Genomic DNA, 16504 nt, shown 5'->3' on the forward strand with positions numbered 1-16504 from the left:
TGGATCAAACCCGAGAGCGAAAGATTGCCGAAGCAAATATAATTGCTTTGGTGAATCACCATGAAATGCGGATGCGCTCCGGAAACAGCCCGGGCATTCTGAGGACATGGACGCGAAACGCGCCGTAAAGGTGTCCAAATACCTCTCGAAACATCTGCGGCATCAACCGGAACGGATCGGGATCACGCTCGACGCCCATGGCTGGGTGCCGATCGACGAGCTGCTGCGTGCCACGGCCCGCCATGGCTTCTCCCTCACCCGTGCTGAGCTCGACCATGTCGTGGCCGTCAACGACAAGCAGCGCTTCGCCGTCGAGGACGGCCGCATCCGTGCCAGTCAGGGCCACACCGTCCCCGTGGACCTCGGCCTCCCGCCGTCCGAGCCGCCCGCGTACCTTTATCACGGCACCGTGGGCCGTGTGCTGGACGCGATCCGCAGCGAGGGCCTGCGCCCCATGAACCGCACGCACGTCCACCTTTCGTCCGATCGCGAGACGGCGGCCAGGGTCGGGGCACGCCGCGGCCGTCCGGTCGTCCTGTCCGTGGACGCCGCCGCGATGCACCGCGCGGGCCACACCTTCTACGTCAGCGCCAACGGCGTCTGGCTCACCGCCGCCGTGCCGCCACCGTTCGTGCGCTTCCGCGACTGAACCGCAGCGCGTCGTGCGGGGCGAGCTCGGAGACGCGAGCCCCGGAAACAACGGAAACCGGCCCCGGGGCGAGGCGGACGAGTGCGGGCGCTGCCGTTCACCCCCGCAGTCCGGTGACGCAGGGACCGGCGAAGACGCAAGGGTCAGCGAAGCTGGTCCGCGGCCTCGGCGGCGATGCGCTCGAAGACCTTCTCGTCCGCCGCGAAATCGGAGCCGGGAATCGGCCAGTGAATCACGATCTCGGTGAAGCCGAGGTCGCGGTGGCGTCCCGCGAAGTCCACGAAGGCGTCCACGGACTCCAGCGGGCGGCCCCGGTCCGGGGTGAAACCGGTCAGCAGGACCTTGTCGAGGCCGGCCACGTCCCGGCCGGCCTCCGCGCACGCCTTCCCGAGCTTCTCGGCCTGCGCGCGCAGGGCCTCCACCGACTGCTCCGGGGTCCCCTCCTCGTACAGCTTCGGGTCACCGGTCGTCACCCACGCCTGGCCGTACCGCGCCGCCAGCCTCAGCCCGCGCGGCCCGGTCGCAGCGACCGCGAACGGGAGCCGGGGGCGCTGGACGCAGCCGGGGATGGTGCGGGCCTCGTGCGCGGAGTAGTGCGTGCCCTGGTGGGTGACCGCCTCCTCGGTGAGCAGCCGGTCGAGCAGCGGCACGAACTCGCCGAACCGGTCCGCGCGCTCCTTCGGCGTCCACGCCTCCTGCCCGAGCGCGGTGGCGTCGAAACCGTTGCCTCCGGCGCCGATGCCGAGCGTGATCCGGCCGCCGGAGATGTCGTCGAGCGAGATCAGCTCCTTGGCCAGGGTCACCGGGTGCCTGAAATTGGGCGAGAACCGGCCGCCCTGTACTGCCGAATATCCCAGGCCGACGATGACGACCAGACCGGCGTCGACCGGCAGGAACGTATCTGCCGGGAGATCGCCGAGCGCCGCGGCCTGGCCAGCCTGCTGCGCGGCCTACGTCGGGCTCGTACCCGAACCGCCGCTTGCCCGAGTGCGGCATGCCGGTCTCGGCCCGCTCCGCGAGCGCGGACTTCAGCCGCCGGGAGGTGTCGTCGGAGGAGCGGCAGGCGTGGGCCGCTGCCGCCGTCCAGGCCGCTTACCGGCTCGGCCTTAACCCGGCAGCGGTCCGCCAGGAAACCTGGCGCAACTGACCCGCCAACCCGAGGAACCCAGGGAGCCCCGATGCGATGGCAGTTCCACTACCCTCAAGCGCACCAGCTTCTACCCGCCCGACTACGACAACCCCGGACTCGGCGGCTGTGAAGCCTCCCTGGTCCTCCTCACCCGCGCCCTCGCCGCCCGAGGCCACCACGTCGAGGTCTTCAACTGCTGCTACCGCCCCCGGCATCCACGACGGCGTGACTTGGTGCATGACCTGGGAACTCGACTCTGCCGCGGCTCCCGATGTCGCTGTCGCGGTCCGCTTCGACGAGGCCCTGTGGCCCGCTGGTTCCAAGGCCGGACAACACCTCTTCTGGCCGGGAAGGAGTCGCCCATCTCGCCCCAGACAGGATCGCAGCAGCCTGGGAAGCCCTGATCGAGGCGTGAGGACGTCACGCCCCGGAGTCACGGGGAGACACCGCTGACGCCGACGTAGGCTCGGTCGCATGAGCCTGCGCCTGAGCACCGTGATCCTGCCCGCCGACCGTTGGCACGAGGGAGGCCGCGCCAAGTGGCAGCGCGCCGAGGAGCTCGGCTTCCACGCCGCGTACACCTATGACCATCTGTCCTGGCGGTCGTTCCGCGACGGCCCCTGGTTCGGTGCCCTGCCCACCCTCACCGCCGCCGCTACCGCCACGCATCACCTGCGCTTGGGCACCCTCGTTACGTCGCCCAATTTCAGGCACCCGGTGACCCTGGCCAAGGAGCTGATCTCGCTCGACGACATCTCCGGCGGCCGGATCACGCTCGGCATCGGCGCCGGAGGCAACGGTTTCGACGCCACCGCGCTCGGGCAGGAGGCGTGGACGCCGAAGGAGCGCGCGGACCGGTTCGGCGAGTTCGTGCCGCTGCTCGACCGGCTGCTCACCGAGGACGCGGTCACCCACCGCGGCACGCACTACTCCGCGCACGAGGCCCGCACCATCCCCGGCTGTGTCCAGCGCCCCCGGCTCCCGTTCGCGGTCGCTGCGACCGGGCCGCGCGGGCTGAGGCTGGCGGCGCGGTACGGCCAGGCGTGGGTGACGACCGGTGACCCGAAGCTGTACGAGGAGGGGACCCCGGAGCAGTCGGTGGAGGCCCTGCGCGTGCAGGCCGAGAAGCTCGGGAAGGCGTGCGCGGAGGCCGGCCGGGACGTGGCCGGCCTCGACAAGATCCTGCTGACCGGTTTCACCCCGGACCGGGGCCGCCCGCTGGAGTCCGTGGACGCCTTCGTGGACTTCGCGGGACGCCACCGCGACCTCGGCTTCACCGAGATCGTGATTCACTGGCCGATTCCCGACTCCGACTTCGCCGCCGACCAGGCCGTCTTCGAGAAGATCGCCACCGAGGCCCTCGCCCAGCTCGGCTGAAGCCTGTCATCGATCGGCGCCTTGTTGCTTTGAGTACTTGTACGGATGCGGTTGGTTTCCACCGTGCTGAATGATCGCTCCTGGCTCAGTACAACTGGCAAGGAGCGCAATGAAGCGGTCACAACGGCGGTGCAGTCAGGCTCAGGCGGGCAAGGCTCGCCATAAGGGTATGTCTGGGGGAAGTTGCCCTTGAGCGAAAGGTCCGCAGGAAGGGCACCGAGCCGCGCGTCAGGAGGGTACTCATCGCGGAGGCATTGTGGTCGCATCGCTTCCGCCGAACCCCGTGATACTTCCGGTGGCTGCTGACCGTGCTACCTCATGAGAAGTCTGCCCGCAGTGCTTCTCCTGGTCGGGCCCGATCGCCGCGATCGCTCTTTCTGGGTGTCGACTGAGACTTCCTTCAAGAGCACCTTCCTGCGTTCCATCCGCAATGGACTGTGGCCCATAGGCTTCCTCACCAGTCCGGAAACGCGTCACATGGGACGCATGGGGTGGCGATTTCTCACGTACTCCTGGCCGCATTCATGGCGCTCCTCTCGGAGCATCACCTGATTGCCGGCGGTGGCGTCGTCGCACTCGTGGTCCTGCTGAGTACCCGCTTGAACGTCGCCGATCACGTGATCATGGCGGCCGTCAGGGACCAGGAACGCGAGAAGCTGCTCGACTATCTGGAAGATCGGCTGCGCTGGATGCAAGGGCGCTGCGACAAGATAGTGATCATCGCCCACTCCCAAGGGGGCTTTCTGGCCCACCAGCTCATGGCTCGCCAACGGGGCAGCAACCAGCGGAAGGTGATTCGGCTGGTGGGGGTTGGATCAGGGCTCAAGCCCATCTGGATTCTTCAGCAGGCCAGGCGACCGTTCGTCGCAGCCATGGCATGGGTATTGCCATTCGCATCCGTCTGCTTAGCCTGGGGGGCCTCGCCACTCATCGAGCCAAGCAGCTCAGAAGTCGCAGCGGGCATGCTGATGCAGCTGACGGCGACCACGCCATCATTGGCCCTTCCGCTGGCTGCGCAGTCCCCCGAGTTCGGTACGACCATGATGCAAGGCATGGCTGAGTCGTTGGAGCGGATTCAGTCAGGCATTTTCCTCGTGGGCGACATGTCCTGGGAGCGGTGGGCAGCCATCGCGGTAAGCGTGACGCTGACCGTCGTGTGCGGGTTGATCGTCAAGTTCCGTATCGCACCCGGTGCAAAAGCCCCCTTCGTCCTTCCGACACCCAACGGCACGAAGGCGCTGGAGTGGCATGAGTACAGCAGCCAGCACGACATGGTGGGCAGAATGCTGCTGCCCAGGCTCCCTCCGGGAGTGGAACAGGAAGCCACGCCGGTACTGGGGCACCCGCTGCGCGACCACACGAAGTACTTCGACAGCGAGGGAATGCTCACGCGCGGTCTGACGGCCGGGCTGCTTACGGACATCGAATCCTCAACTCGCGAGAGCCTTGGAGGACGGAGATGGACGGAGACAGTCGCCCGCTACGAACGGGCCTTGCGCAAGCAGCATGACCGACGTCGCTGCTTTCAAGCGGTTCTCATGCTGTGGGTGGCATTCGCTGTCCTGGTGCCCCGCATGGCGAGCGGAGCGACCCTGGTCGAGGCGGTCCTCGGAGGGTGGCTGCCCCTCGGGCTGACGACGGTGGTACTGAGCGCTGTGTTCACCTGGCGCGGCCGGCGGAGCCACCGGGAGATGGTCGCCCTGCTCGACGCGGAGTTGAGAGGGGAACCGCGGCCCGACCCGCCCGTCAGGATCATTCCACCCGAGTTTCGGACCACTGCATCCCTATCATTGGCGATCGGCGCCGTGCTCGCCTTCTACGGAGCGTTGTGGTTGAGGGTGCTGTCGGATCTGCACCCGACGTGGGATGTTCGCTCACCTGGAGCGCCGCTACTCGCCACCATTCTGTTCGCGGCCTTGGCTGCTGCGGCGTGTTCGCGTACAGGGTCAAGCGGCGGTGGGCCGCCGGTGCGGCACTGTTGGCCATGCTGCCCGCCTTGGCCTCTGGTGGGCCCGTCGCACAGCATGCGCCCGGTTGGGCGACAGCCCCTGGGGGCCGCTCGCCGCCGTTGTCCTGACAGCCGTAGTTGTCGCCGTGATCAGCTTGTCTCGGGCGCGTGTGGTTCCGTTCCCTGAGGCTGTCCCTGGTTCGACGTTGGCGCTACCCGGCCAGCGGCTGACTGCTGGAAGCGCTACGGAACGGGGCGCTATCAGCGTCTCGGGCCGTGGTGGCACCGGCAGATAACGCTGAAGTCACAGGTCTGGCTTTGTTCACGGGCTGCGACGTGAATAGAGCCACTGGCTCTCGACGTGGCCGAGTCCTGATGAGTCTGAGGTACGTCCAGCTCACACAGCCAGGGAGGACAAGCTGGCAGCCTGGAGTTGACCAGCGAGCCGATGGAGGTTCTGGGTGGGGTTTGAGGAGGAATGGGCTCAGCTGAAGGCCGAGGCTGCCAAACGGGCGGCTTCAACGCCGACGGCGCCGCCGGTTGCGCGTGCGCTTCCAGCAGAGGTCGATCCCGTGGAGCAGGCGCGGGAGGCGGTACTGGAGCGGCTGGCGGACTTCCGCAGCCGCGTGGTGCTGGTGCCGCTGGATGAGCGGGACGGGCTGTGGACTGCCGAGTTCGGGGGGCTGGACTGGATCTGTGCCTTCTCGGATGAGGAGGCGCTGGCCCGTTTCGCCGTCGCCCGGGGCGACGAAGGTAGAAAGTGGTCGTACCGGCGGGTGGTCGGTGCGCGGCTGCTGGACAAGGTTGTACCGGCGTTGGACTTCCCGTGTGGCGTGGCACTGGACGCCGCGGGGCCGGATGGGGCCGTGTTCCCGCCGGTGCGCGGGATTGTGCCGGATGAGGTGGCACTTGACGGGGAGGCGGCATGAGCGGCGACCGACCTGATCTCAGCTCCTCCAAGGAGGCGCTGGGACAGATCGCACTGGGCATCACCCAGGCGCTGGAGGAGCTCAAAGAGCTCGGCATGGTGGGGATGGCGAGTATGGGGCGAGGTTTCGCCGACACCGCGCTGTCCGGGATGGAGACGGGCCACGGGGGGCTGGCGACCACATTGGGCACGTTCTGCGAGCGCTGGGAGTGGGGCGTTCGGGCGCTGGTGCAGCAGGGCAACACATTCGCGGCGAATGTCGGGCTGTCGGCAGGCATGCTGCATGAGCAGGATCAGTACATCCAGGGCTCCTTCAAGGTGCTCGTCAACTCCGGGATGGGCAATCCGTATGCCACCGAGGAGGAGGTCATCGCCAAGGACTGGGGCGGGGTTTTCTCGGACAACGCCTACACCCAGATCCGAGATGCCGACTACAGCCAGGAGTCGTTGGACCGGGCCGCCGAGAACAGCAAGGAGGCGTGGAAGGGGACCGTCCGGGACCTCAACAGCTCCAAGATCCTCCTGCCCAACCAGCTCATCGACGCAACGGGGATGCGCGAAGAGGTGGACGCCGCAGTGGAGGACGTGGTTGGGCCGCCGCCGAAGCCTCAACAGGGTGGTGAGGGCTGATCGTGGACTGGGGAAGCCTGGCCAGCAAGGGCCTGGGAAAGCTGGAGGAAGGTTGGGAGACCGGTAAGAAGGCCCTGGGCGAGGGTATCGACCAGGCCACCGACCGGGCCGGGAAGGGGCTCGACTACGTCGGCGCGCACGACTGGGCGGACAAAGTCGAGGATTGGGGCGATGATGTCGCCTCCGATCTCGGGGCCTCGATACGTGAGCAGCAGCTCGGTGAGACGGAACAGGCCAATGAGCTGATCCACGGATCGCCTGCAGCTCTCCGGGAGTCGGCGACGCACTTCAAGCACTTCCAGGCAGCCTTCGACCGCGTTGGCCAGGGCATGCGCGCGCTGGACTCAGGCCACTGGAAGGGGCGGGCCGCCGACGCCTTCCGGGAGAAGTTCGCGATGTATCCAGCGGACTGGCTTCGGGCGGCCGACGCCTGTGAAGCCGCTGGCAACGCGCTTCTCCGCTACACGGAGACCGTGGAGTGGGCACAGACGCAGGCCCAACAGGCGATCGACCTGTACAAGAAGGGCAAGAAAGCGTCCGAGGACGCCGTCAGCGCCTACAACTCCAAGGTCGACGGCTACAACGCGGCCGTACGGGCCGGCCGCGCCCCGGGGCCGAAACCTCCCCCGTTCAGCGATCCGGGTGTGGGGGACGTCAAACTGGCCTTCGAGACGCTGAAGGAGGCACGGCGTCAGCGCAACGCGGCCGCTGCCACCGCTGAGCGGGCCATCGCGGCCGCGACGGAGCACGCGCCCGCCGAGCCGCCGCCGCTCGACCGGGCCATGGCCTCATGGGTCGACTCGCGAGGGGCCAACGCCGTAGAGTTCAACCACTTCGTGGGCGGGGTGGTCAAAGGAACGGCGGGGCTCCTCACGTTCGTACGCGGCCTCAACCCGCTCGACACCTACAACCTGACTCATCCGGCTGAGTACCAGCAGAACGTCAGTATGACGCTGGCGGGCCTCGTCTCCACGGCAGCCCACCCCGAGCGCATCCCCGGAGCGCTCATCGACAGCTTCAGCAAGGATCCCAGCGAAGGGCTGGGCCGGCTGGTCCCGGACCTGATCGGTACGAAGGGGTTCGGCGGGGCTCGGGCGGGACTCCGCGTCGCCGCACGGGAAGGACTTGAAGGGGTGGCCCAATCCGGGATCCGGCACTCCGACGAGTGGCTGACAGGTGCCCGCAGGCGCCCGAGGGACATCCTGGACGATCCCGCCCAAACACGGTGGGCCGAGGACGCGTACGCGGACTTCATGCGGGACTCGCGGGACATCGACGCCATCAGCAATCACACGCAGGGGCTGGCTCGCGACAATGGAGCGACGGGATTCTCCTCGGAGGAGATCACGGCGATCAAGAAGCATGTCTTCGACACGGAACACCCCATCGAAGACTACGAAACAGGAAAGGTCGTCGTGCGCAAGTTCGACGCCGATGCGGAGATCGCAGACGCGTGGATTCGCTTGAGGGCCGGGAACTCTCTGCCCGAGGACAGACTCCTGCTGGAGCACGAGCTGGCTGAGCTCACCTACCTGCGGGAGAACCCCGGAGCGACCTACCAGGAAGCGCATCGGGTAGCCAACGAAACGTACAATTGGCAGGATTCCGTACCGCTGAACAAGCGGGAAGACTTTGAGGGTGAGTGGTAGTGGCCGCACTCGTCTACTTCCGGAAGATCTCCGAGGACGCGGAGCTGGTCCGCTACGAGTTCGGGGACGATCCGGACAGCTTTTCGCGACACCTGACCATGGACAAGGAATCCGGCACGTCGTCGGCCGACGACGGCCGGACGGACTACTCGTTCCTCAAGGCGTCCCGGAAGATCAACGCGATGCGCGAGGAGCGCGGTCGGTGGCCGGACCGTGGCATGAGCGTGAGTTGACCGGCCTCTGCCATGGCTTCAGTACAGTCCCTCGTCGACCAGGGTGCTGCCGATGTCCGGGCCGTGGAGCACGAGCGGATAGCGCTGAAGTCACAGGTCAGGCTGGGATAGGTGAACAAGGCTTGACTGAGGTGACGAGGGTGCCCAGGCGCAGCCGCTCGGTGGCCGTCGCCGCGGCGGTGAGGGTGGGCAGGGCACCGAACCACGGGCCGTCCCGGAACGACCGCCAGGACAGATGGTCATAGGTGTACGCGGCGTGGAAGCCGAGCTCCTCGGCGCGCCGCCACTTGGCGCGGCCTCCCTCGTGCCAGCGGTCGACGGGCAGGATCACGGTGCTCAGACGCAGGCTCATGCCCCCGAGCCTACGTCCGTCCCAGAAGAGTCCGGCCCTCCCAGCGGCACCGGCCGCTCCTCCTCGGCCCAGCTTTTGGCATATGCCGCCAGCATGCTCCCCGGTCAGGGGCACGCATCCTCATCTGTGCGCCCCTCCGCACGGCCGTGCACCTCCGTACGCGAGAATGGCCGGGTGACCTCAGCTATCGACATGCCTTCGCCTGCCGTCCCCCGGCTGATCGCCACGGACCTCGACGGCACCCTGCTGCGCGACGACAAGACCGTCTCGGAGCGCACGGTCGCCGCGCTCGCCGCCGCCGAGGAGGCCGGGATCGAGGTCTTCTTCGTCACCGGACGCCCGGCCCGCTGGATGGACGTCGTCAGCGATCATGTGCACGGCCATGGGCTGGCGATCTGCGGGAACGGCGCCGCCGTCGCCGATCTGCACGCGGGCGGCAGGCTGGTCAAGGTCCGCCCACTGGCGCGCGACATCGCCCTGGACGCCGTGCGCACTCTCCGCACCGCCGCTCCCGGCACTTCCTTCGCCGTCGAGATGACCACCGGCATCCACTACGAGCCGGCCTATCCGCCGCTCCACCTGGACCCGGGCGCCTCCGTCGCCGTGGCCGAGAAGCTGCTCCACGAGGACGCGCCGGGCACTGGCGCCCCCGTGCTGAAGCTGCTCGCCCATCATGCGGAACTGGCCCCGGACGATTTCCTCGCCCTGGCCCGCACCGCGGCCGGGGGCCGGGCCGTCTTCACCCGGTCCAGCCCCACGGCCCTGCTGGAGGTCAGCGGGCCGGGGGTGTCGAAGGCGAGCACCCTGGCCCTCTGCTGCGCCGAGCGCGGCATCTCGCCCGCCGAGGTCGTCGCCTTCGGCGACATGCCCAACGACGTGGAGATGCTCCGCTGGGCGGGCACGTCGTACGCGATGGGCAACGCCCACCCCGCCGCGCTTGCCGCCGCCTCCGGCCGCACCGCAACCAACGGCGAGGACGGCGTCGCGATCGTCATCGAGCGGATCCTCGCCGAGCGGCGGCCCGCCGGCACGGCGAGCTGACCACCCGCTGCAGTGCGCTGCCGGAACTCGGCCGCGGCCGCCTCGTCCTCGCGCCCCGTGACCGTCCACGGCCCCGGCGGCCGGCCCCGCGGCCGGGATCGTCCACGGCCCCGGCCGCTCCAAGCCCTGCCCGCGTCGTCCACGCGGTCCCGGCCGCTCCGGTCCCGGCGGTACGGCACCGGTTCGTGACCGTCCACGGCCCCGCTCAGAGCGGGGCCTCCCACACCACCGTCGTCCCGGCCCCGTCCTCCCCGATGCCGGGACCGAACCGGCTCGCACCGCCCAACGACTCCGCCCGGCGGGCCAGGTTCCGCAGACCGCTGCGCCGTCCGCCCTCGGGGATGCCCACGCCGTCGTCGGCGACCGACAGGCGCACCGCGTCCCTCCCGTCGGGCAGTGCGGCGGTCGCGTCGACGACCACGTCGATCACCGATGCCCCGGCGTGCCGGAAGGCGTTGGACAGCGCCTCCCGCAACGCGGCGATCAGGTTCTTCCCGGTCAGTTCGCCGACCAGCGAGTCGACCGGGCCGACGAAGCGGTGCGCGGGCTTGAAGCCCAGCGGTACCGCCGCCATGTTGATCTCGCGCAGGACGCGCGTGCGCAGCCCCGACGGCGCCTCCGCCGGTTCCTGCTGCAACGCGAAGATCGCCGTACGGATCTCCTGGATGGTCACGTCCAGTTCGTCGACCGCCCGGCCGACGCCGGTCCGCACCTCGGGCACGGCCGACGAGCGCTGGGCGCTCTCCAGGGTCATCCCGGTGGCGAACAGCCGCTGGATGACCAGGTCGTGCAGGTCGCGGGCGATCCGGTCACGGTCCTCGTACACCGCGAGCCGTTCCCGGTCCCGCTGGGCCTCCGCCATCATCAGCGCCAGCGCGGCCTGCGCGGCGAACTGCGTGGCGAGGGTCCGTTCGGCCCGCGTGAACGGTCTTTCGCCGCGGGCGCGAGGGGTGGCGAGCGCCCCCAGCACCCGGCCGCCGCTGTGCAGGGGCAGCAGCATGCTGGGGCCGAAACGGTCGGCGAGCCCGGTGGTCGCGCGGGGATCGGTGCCCGAGCCGTCCACGAAGACCGCCTCACCGGCCAGCAGCTTGGCCGCCACCGGGCTCTCCGGCCCGATGATCGCCCCCAGGGGTACGGCGGAGTCGTCCGCGCAGACGGCGACGACCTCCAGCCCGCCCTCCGCGGCTGGCAGCAGGACGATCCCGGCCGCGGACGCGGCGAGATGCCGGGCCTGTTCGGCGACGACGGACAGCGCGTCGTCGGCGTCACCGCCGGAGAGCAGCGCGGTGGTCACAGCCACCGAGCCGTCGATCCACCGCTCGCGCTGGCGGGCGGCCTCGTACAGCCGGGCGTTGCCGATGGCGATCCCGGCCTCCGCGGCGAGCACCCGCACCATGTGCAGGTCGTCGTCGCCGAACTCGGCCCCGTCCTCCTTCTCGGCGAGGTAGAGGTTCCCGAAGACCTCGCCCTGCACACGGATCGGGACTCCGAGAAAGGTCCGTACAGGTGGGTGGCCCGGCGGGAATCCGGCGAACCTCGGATCGGCCGTCAGATCGGCGAGCCCCGTGCCCTCCTCGTCGACGACGCCGATGGCCGCGTAACGGCAGCGGGCGAGTTCGGCAGCCGTCTCGCAGATCCGGTCGAGGGTGGAGTGCAGTTCCAGGCCCGTGCCGACGAAGCGCATGGCTTCCAGCAGTTCCGGTACACGTGCGGCCAGTTCGGCGGACAGACCCCCCAGGCCGCGGGTCGCCTCGGTCGCGGCTTCGAGTGGGTCCTTCGGGTCCGGCTCCGACATACCCCGAGACTAGTTAGTACCGGTTGGGGAGGAAACTCGGCGAATTTCCCGCCTGACCGGCAGCCCGCCAGACTCCTCTCCGTACATCCAACCGGCTCGTCGCGCCGCGGTCCCTCTCCCGCTCCCCGGCGCGTGCGCGCTCACGTGGGAACGCCCGCGACGGCCCTCACCGAGCCCATGCTCTCGACCTCGTTCTCGCGCTCCAGCATCCGCCGCAACGGCCCCTCCTCGGCGGCGAGATCGGCGTACGGACCGGCCTGCACGATCCGGCCCGCGTCCAGCACCAGCACCTCGTCGACGGCTTCGAGCCCCCGCAGCCGATGGGTGATCAGCACGGTCGTACGTCCCCGGGTCGCGTCCAGCAGGTCCGCGGTCAGCGCGTCCGCGGTCGCCAGGTCAAGGTGTTCGGCGGGCTCGTCCAGGACGAGTACGGGGAAGTCGGCGAGAACGGCCCGGGCGAGCGCGAGCCGCTGGCGCTGACCGCCCGAGAGGCGTGCGCCGTGCTCGCCGACGAGGGTGTCGAGCCCCTCGGGCAGCGCCTCGGCCCAGTCGAGCAGCCGTGCCTGTTCGAGCGCCGCCCGCAGTTCCTCGTCCGCCGCCCCGGGGCGGGCCAGCCGCAGGTTCTCCCGGATGGAACTGTCGAAGACGTGGGCGTCCTGGGCGCACAGGCCGACGAACGTACGGACCGTGTCCCCGTCCAGCGCGGAGGCATCGACGCCACCGATGCGGTACGTGCCCGCGCGGGCGTCGAGGAAGCGGAGCAGGACCTGCGCCAGGGTCGTCTTCCCCGAGCCGGACGACCCGACGACGGCGATGCGCCGGCCCGCCGTCAGCGTCAGGTCCACGGCTTCCAGAGCGTCCCGCTCCGCCCCGGGATAACGGGCCGAAAGCCTCTGTACCTCCAGCGGGAAGGGCGAGCCGGGGGCCGGTGCCGGGCTGTCCGGTTCGCGTACGGGCAGCGGGGCGTCCAGCACCTCGTACACCCGCTCCGCGCTCCGCGCGACCCGCTGCCGGAACTGCACGGCCAGCGGCAGACCGGTCACGGCCTCGAAGGCGGCCAGCGGCGTGAGCACCACGACCGCGAGCTCCACGCCCGCGAGCCGTCCGTCCCGCACGGCGGGCAGGGCGACCAGCGCGGTGGCGACGACGGTCAGGCCGCCGATCAGGGCGGTGAGGCCGCCGCCGAGCGCCGTGGCAGTCGCGGCGCGGGCCGCGATCCGGGTCAGTACCCCGTCGGCCTCCCGGGCCCGCTGCGCGCGGGCGGGCAGTGCGCCCGCGACGGTCAGTTCGGCGGTCCCGCCGAGGAGATCGGTGACCCGGGTGGCCAGGTCGGCGCGGGCGGGGGCGAGTCGGCGTTCCGCCTGGCGGGAGCAGGCGCCGCTGATCCACGGCACCCCCGCTCCGGCCAGCAGCAGCCCGACGGCCAGCACGGCGCCCGCCGCGGGGAGCAGCAGGCCGACGAATCCGACGGTGGCCACTCCGACGACCACCGCCGTCCCGGCGGGCAGCAGCCAGCGCAGCCAGTGGTCCTGAAGGGCGTCGACGTCGGCGACCAGCCGGGAGAGCAGGTCCCCACGCCGGGTGCGGCGCAGACCGGCCGGTGCGATCCGCTCCAGGCCCCGGTATACCGCCACGCGCAGTTCGGCCAGCATCCTGAGCACCGCGTCGTGCGACACCAGGCGCTCGGCGTAGCGGAAGACGGCCCGGCCCAGACCGAAGGCGCGGGTCGCGGTCACGGCGACCATCAGATAGAGCACCGGGGGCTGTTCGGAGGCGCGGGAGATCAGCCAGCCGGAGACGGCCATGAGCCCTACGGACGAGCCCAGGGCAAGGCTTCCCAGCAGCAGCGCGAGCGCCAGCTGTCCGCGCCGCGCACCCGCCGCCTTCCGGACCCGGGCGAGAACATGTCCGGTGCCGGCCCCCGGGTGCCGCGACACCTCGGGCTCCAGCGCCTCACCGGGTCCGTCGCCGTGTGTCGTCGGCTTCCGGGGCACCGGGACGGCCTCCCCGGACCCCGTCGTCCGGGTCCCCGCCGTGCCGGAATCCGCAGCAGGTTCGAGGGCCACCACCCGGTCGGCCACCGCGAGCAGCGCGGGCCGGTGCACGACCAGCAGCACGGTCCGCCCCACCGCGAGCCTGCGTACCGCGTCGACGATCCCCTCCTCGGTCTCACCGTCCAGGCTCGCGGTCGGCTCGTCGAGCAGCAGCAGCGGACGGTCGGCGAGGAAGGCACGGGCCAGCGCGAGCCGCTGGCGCTGACCGGCGGACAGCCCCGCGCCGTCCTCGCCGAGCACCGTCAGCTCGCCGTCCGGGAGCCGGGCGACGAAGTCGTACGCCCCCGCGTCCCGCAGTGCCGCCATGACCGCCGCGTCGTCCGCATCCGGCCGGGCCAGCCGCACGTTCTCCGCGATCGTGCCCGCGAACAGATAGGGGCGCTGCGGAACCCAGGCGATCTGTTCGCGCCAGCGCTCCAGGTCCAGGGTTCCCAGGTCGGCGCCACCGACCCGTACCCGCCCTTCGTCGGGCGCGGTGAAGCCCAGCACCACGTCGAGCAGGGTGGACTTCCCGACGCCGCTGGGACCGGTCAGGGCGACGGTCTCCCCCTCCTCCACCACCAGGGAGGCCCGGTCCAGGGAGGGCGCGGTGCGGCCCTCGTGCCGTACGGTCACGTCCTCCAGCTCCAGCCGCAGCGGCTCCGGGACGTCCGCCGTGCCGCCCTTGCGGGGCTCGGTCTCCAGGACCGCGAAGATCTCCTCCGCGGCCGAGAGCCCCTCGGCAGCGGCGTGGTACTGCGCTCCGACCTGGCGGATCGGCAGATACGCCTCCGGGGCCAGGATCAGCACCACCAGTCCGGTGTAGAGGTCGAGTCCGCCGTACACGAGCCGCATGCCGATGGTGACGGCGACCAGGGCCACCGACAGGGTCGCCAGCAGTTCCAGGGCGAAGGACGACAGGAACGCGATCCGCAGGGTCCGCAGCGTGGCCCGCCGGTATTGCGAGGTGATGGCCCGGATGGACTCGGCCTGCGCCTTGGCCCGGCCGAAGACCTTCAGCGTCGGCAGCCCGGCGACCACGTCGAGGAAGTACCCGGAGAGCCGGGACAGCAGCCGCCACTGACGGTCCATCCGCGCCTGGGTGGCCCAGCCGATCAGGATCATGAAGAGCGGAATGAGCGGCAGGGTCACCACGATGATCGCCGCTGACACCCAGTCCTCGGTGACGATCCTCGCCAGCACGGCCACCGGAACGACCACCGCGAGTCCGAGCTGCGGCAGATAGCGCGCGAAGTAGTCGTCGAGCGCGTCGACACCACGGGTGGCGAGCGTCACCAGGGAGCCGGAACGCTGACCGCTCAGCCAGCCGGGCCCGAGCTCCGTGGCACGCGCCAGCAGCCGGCCGCGCAGTTCGGACTTGACCGCCGCGCTGGCGCGATACGCGGCCAGTTCGGTCAGCCAGGAGACCAGTGCCCGGCCGAGCGCGACCGCGGCGAGCAGGAGCAGCGGGGTCCGCAGCCCGGAGGCGGTCAACCCGTCCTCGAAACCGCCCACCACGATGTCGGCGATGAGCATGGCCTGGGCGATGACCAGCGCCGCCCCGATCGCTCCGAGTGCCACCACGGCCGCCAGGAAGAAGCGGGTGGCTCGGGCGTGGCGGAGGAGACGCGGATCGATCGGTTTCACGTGAAACAGCCCCAAAATGAGCTCGTCGGTGGACCGGGGCGGGGCCTGTCCGGAGCTTCGGCGCCGGACAGGCCCCCGGTGCGCTCAGTGCGCTTCGGCGATGTGCTGCGTACCGATGCGCTTGCGGAACACCCAGTAGGTCCAGCCCTGGTAGAGCAGGACGAGCGGGGTGGCGATTCCCGCGCACCAGGTCATGATCTTCAGTGTGTACGGGCTGGACGAGGCGTTGGTGACCGTGAGGTTCCAGGCGTCGTTCAGCGAGGACGGCATGACGTTCGGGAAGAGCGTCAGGAAGAGCATCGCAACGGCAGCCGCGATCGTCACACCGGAGAACGCGAACGACCATCCCTCGCGCCCCGCCGCGATCGCGCCGATCGCGGCGACCAGCGACACCGCCGCGACGACCATCGCCGCCATGCTCCAGCCGTTGCCGCGGTCGATCTGGGTCCAGATCAGGAAGCCGAGCGCGAGCACCGCGGTGACCGCACCGAGCTTCATCGCCAGGGTGCGCGCCCGGTGCCGTATGTCGCCGACGGTCTTGAGCCCGGCGAACACCGCGCCGTGGAAGGTGAAGAGGGTGAGCGTGACCAGCCCGCCGAGGATGGCGTACGGGTTGAGCAGGTCCCAGAAGTTGCCCACGTACTCCATGTCGGCGTCGATCTTCACGCCGCGCACGATGTTCCCGAACGCCACGCCCCAGAGCAGGGCCGGGATCAGCGAGGTCCAGAAGATCGCGTGCTCCCAGTTGGTCTGCCACCGGTCCTCCGGGCGCTTCGCCCGGTACTCGAAGGCGACGCCCCGCACGATCAGACAGACCAGGATGATCAGCAGCGGCAGGTAGAAGCCGGAGAACAGGGTGGCGTACCACTCGGGGAACGCGGCGAAGGTCGCGCCGCCCGCGGTGAGCAGCCACACCTCGTTGCCGTCCCAGACCGGCCCGATCGTGTTGATCAGGACCCGCCGTTCCTTGCGGTCACGGGCCAGCAATTTGGTGAGGATCCCGATCCCGAAGTCGAACCCCTCCAGGAAGAAGTAGCCGGTCCAGAGGACGGCGATGAGCACGAACCAGACGTCGTGGAGTTCCATCTCTCAG

The 16504-nt window shown here is 70.0% G+C and carries 12 protein-coding genes and 1 pseudogene; 8 read left to right on the plus strand and 5 right to left on the minus strand.

All coding sequences use genetic code 11. From position 1 onward, the window contains the following. Window positions 1-106: 106 nt before the first annotated feature. Window positions 107-649: an RNA 2'-phosphotransferase gene (locus tag ACGF2V_RS00810; RefSeq protein WP_362705772.1), complete on the plus strand. Its 543-nt coding sequence runs from the start codon at window positions 107-109 to the stop codon at window positions 647-649. A 143-nt stretch (window positions 650-792) separates the two neighbouring features. On the opposite strand, the pseudogene ACGF2V_RS00815 reads toward ACGF2V_RS00810, so the two are convergent. Then, window positions 793-1473: pseudogene (locus ACGF2V_RS00815) on the minus strand (LLM class flavin-dependent oxidoreductase); the annotation flags it as partial. 779 nt (window positions 1474-2252) lie between these two features. Between ACGF2V_RS00815 and ACGF2V_RS00820 the strand changes: the two are divergent. The 6 genes from ACGF2V_RS00820 (at window position 2253) to ACGF2V_RS00845 (ending at window position 8543) form a co-directional block, all read left to right on the plus strand. After that, on the plus strand, window positions 2253-3155 hold the full coding sequence (locus ACGF2V_RS00820) for an LLM class flavin-dependent oxidoreductase (RefSeq protein ID WP_362705769.1): 903 nt from the start codon (window positions 2253-2255) through the stop codon (window positions 3153-3155). A gap of 491 nt (window positions 3156-3646) precedes the next feature. Next, window positions 3647-5290: a hypothetical protein gene (locus ACGF2V_RS00825; RefSeq protein ID WP_362705767.1), complete on the plus strand. Its 1644-nt coding sequence runs from the start codon at window positions 3647-3649 to the stop codon at window positions 5288-5290. A gap of 274 nt (window positions 5291-5564) precedes the next feature. Further along, the gene (locus ACGF2V_RS00830) at window positions 5565-6032 is read left to right on the plus strand and encodes an SseB family protein (RefSeq protein ID WP_362627085.1); all 468 of its coding nucleotides are present in this window, start codon (window positions 5565-5567) and stop codon (window positions 6030-6032) included. Continuing rightward, complete coding sequence (locus ACGF2V_RS00835; protein ID WP_362627088.1) at window positions 6029-6661, plus strand: hypothetical protein; 633 nt, start codon at window positions 6029-6031, stop codon at window positions 6659-6661. The genes ACGF2V_RS00830 and ACGF2V_RS00835 overlap by 4 nt, the downstream gene beginning before the upstream one ends. Before the next feature lie 2 nt (window positions 6662-6663). Beyond that, window positions 6664-8310, plus strand: a complete 1647-nt coding sequence (locus ACGF2V_RS00840) for a putative T7SS-secreted protein (RefSeq protein WP_362705765.1) — start codon at window positions 6664-6666, stop codon at window positions 8308-8310. Continuing rightward, window positions 8310-8543 carry a hypothetical protein gene (locus tag ACGF2V_RS00845; protein WP_362705762.1) on the plus strand — a complete coding sequence of 78 codons (234 nt, stop codon included), beginning with the start codon at window positions 8310-8312 and terminating at the stop codon, window positions 8541-8543. Before ACGF2V_RS00840 ends, ACGF2V_RS00845 begins: the two co-directional genes overlap by 1 nt. A gap of 97 nt (window positions 8544-8640) precedes the next feature. On the opposite strand, the gene ACGF2V_RS00850 is transcribed toward ACGF2V_RS00845, so the two are convergent. Beyond that, complete coding sequence (locus tag ACGF2V_RS00850; RefSeq protein ID WP_362705760.1) at window positions 8641-8895, minus strand: LLM class flavin-dependent oxidoreductase; 255 nt, start codon at window positions 8893-8895, stop codon at window positions 8641-8643. 192 nt (window positions 8896-9087) lie between these two features. On the opposite strand from ACGF2V_RS00850, the gene ACGF2V_RS00855 reads away from it, so the two are divergent. Continuing rightward, window positions 9088-9936, plus strand: coding sequence for an HAD hydrolase family protein (locus ACGF2V_RS00855; RefSeq protein WP_389043655.1), 849 nt, complete (start codon window positions 9088-9090; stop codon window positions 9934-9936). A gap of 205 nt (window positions 9937-10141) precedes the next feature. On the opposite strand, the gene ACGF2V_RS00860 is transcribed toward ACGF2V_RS00855, so the two are convergent. The 3 genes from ACGF2V_RS00860 to cydB form a co-directional block, all read right to left on the minus strand. Then, entirely contained in the window at window positions 10142-11731 is a 1590-nt protein-coding gene (locus ACGF2V_RS00860; protein ID WP_362705754.1) for a GAF domain-containing protein, read from the minus strand. A gap of 140 nt (window positions 11732-11871) precedes the next feature. Further along, window positions 11872-15411 (minus strand): thiol reductant ABC exporter subunit CydD, encoded by a 3540-nt coding sequence (gene cydD, locus ACGF2V_RS00865; protein ID WP_362705751.1) that lies wholly within the window; start codon window positions 15409-15411, stop codon window positions 11872-11874. Window positions 15412-15495: 84 nt separating this feature from the next. Further along, complete coding sequence (gene cydB / locus ACGF2V_RS00870) at window positions 15496-16497, minus strand: cytochrome d ubiquinol oxidase subunit II (RefSeq protein WP_362627107.1); 1002 nt, start codon at window positions 16495-16497, stop codon at window positions 15496-15498. Window positions 16498-16504: the final 7 nt, after the last annotated feature.

The sequence above is a fragment of the Streptomyces sp. NPDC047982 genome (genome assembly GCF_043204165.1).
GTDB lineage: Bacteria > Actinomycetota > Actinomycetes > Streptomycetales > Streptomycetaceae > Streptomyces.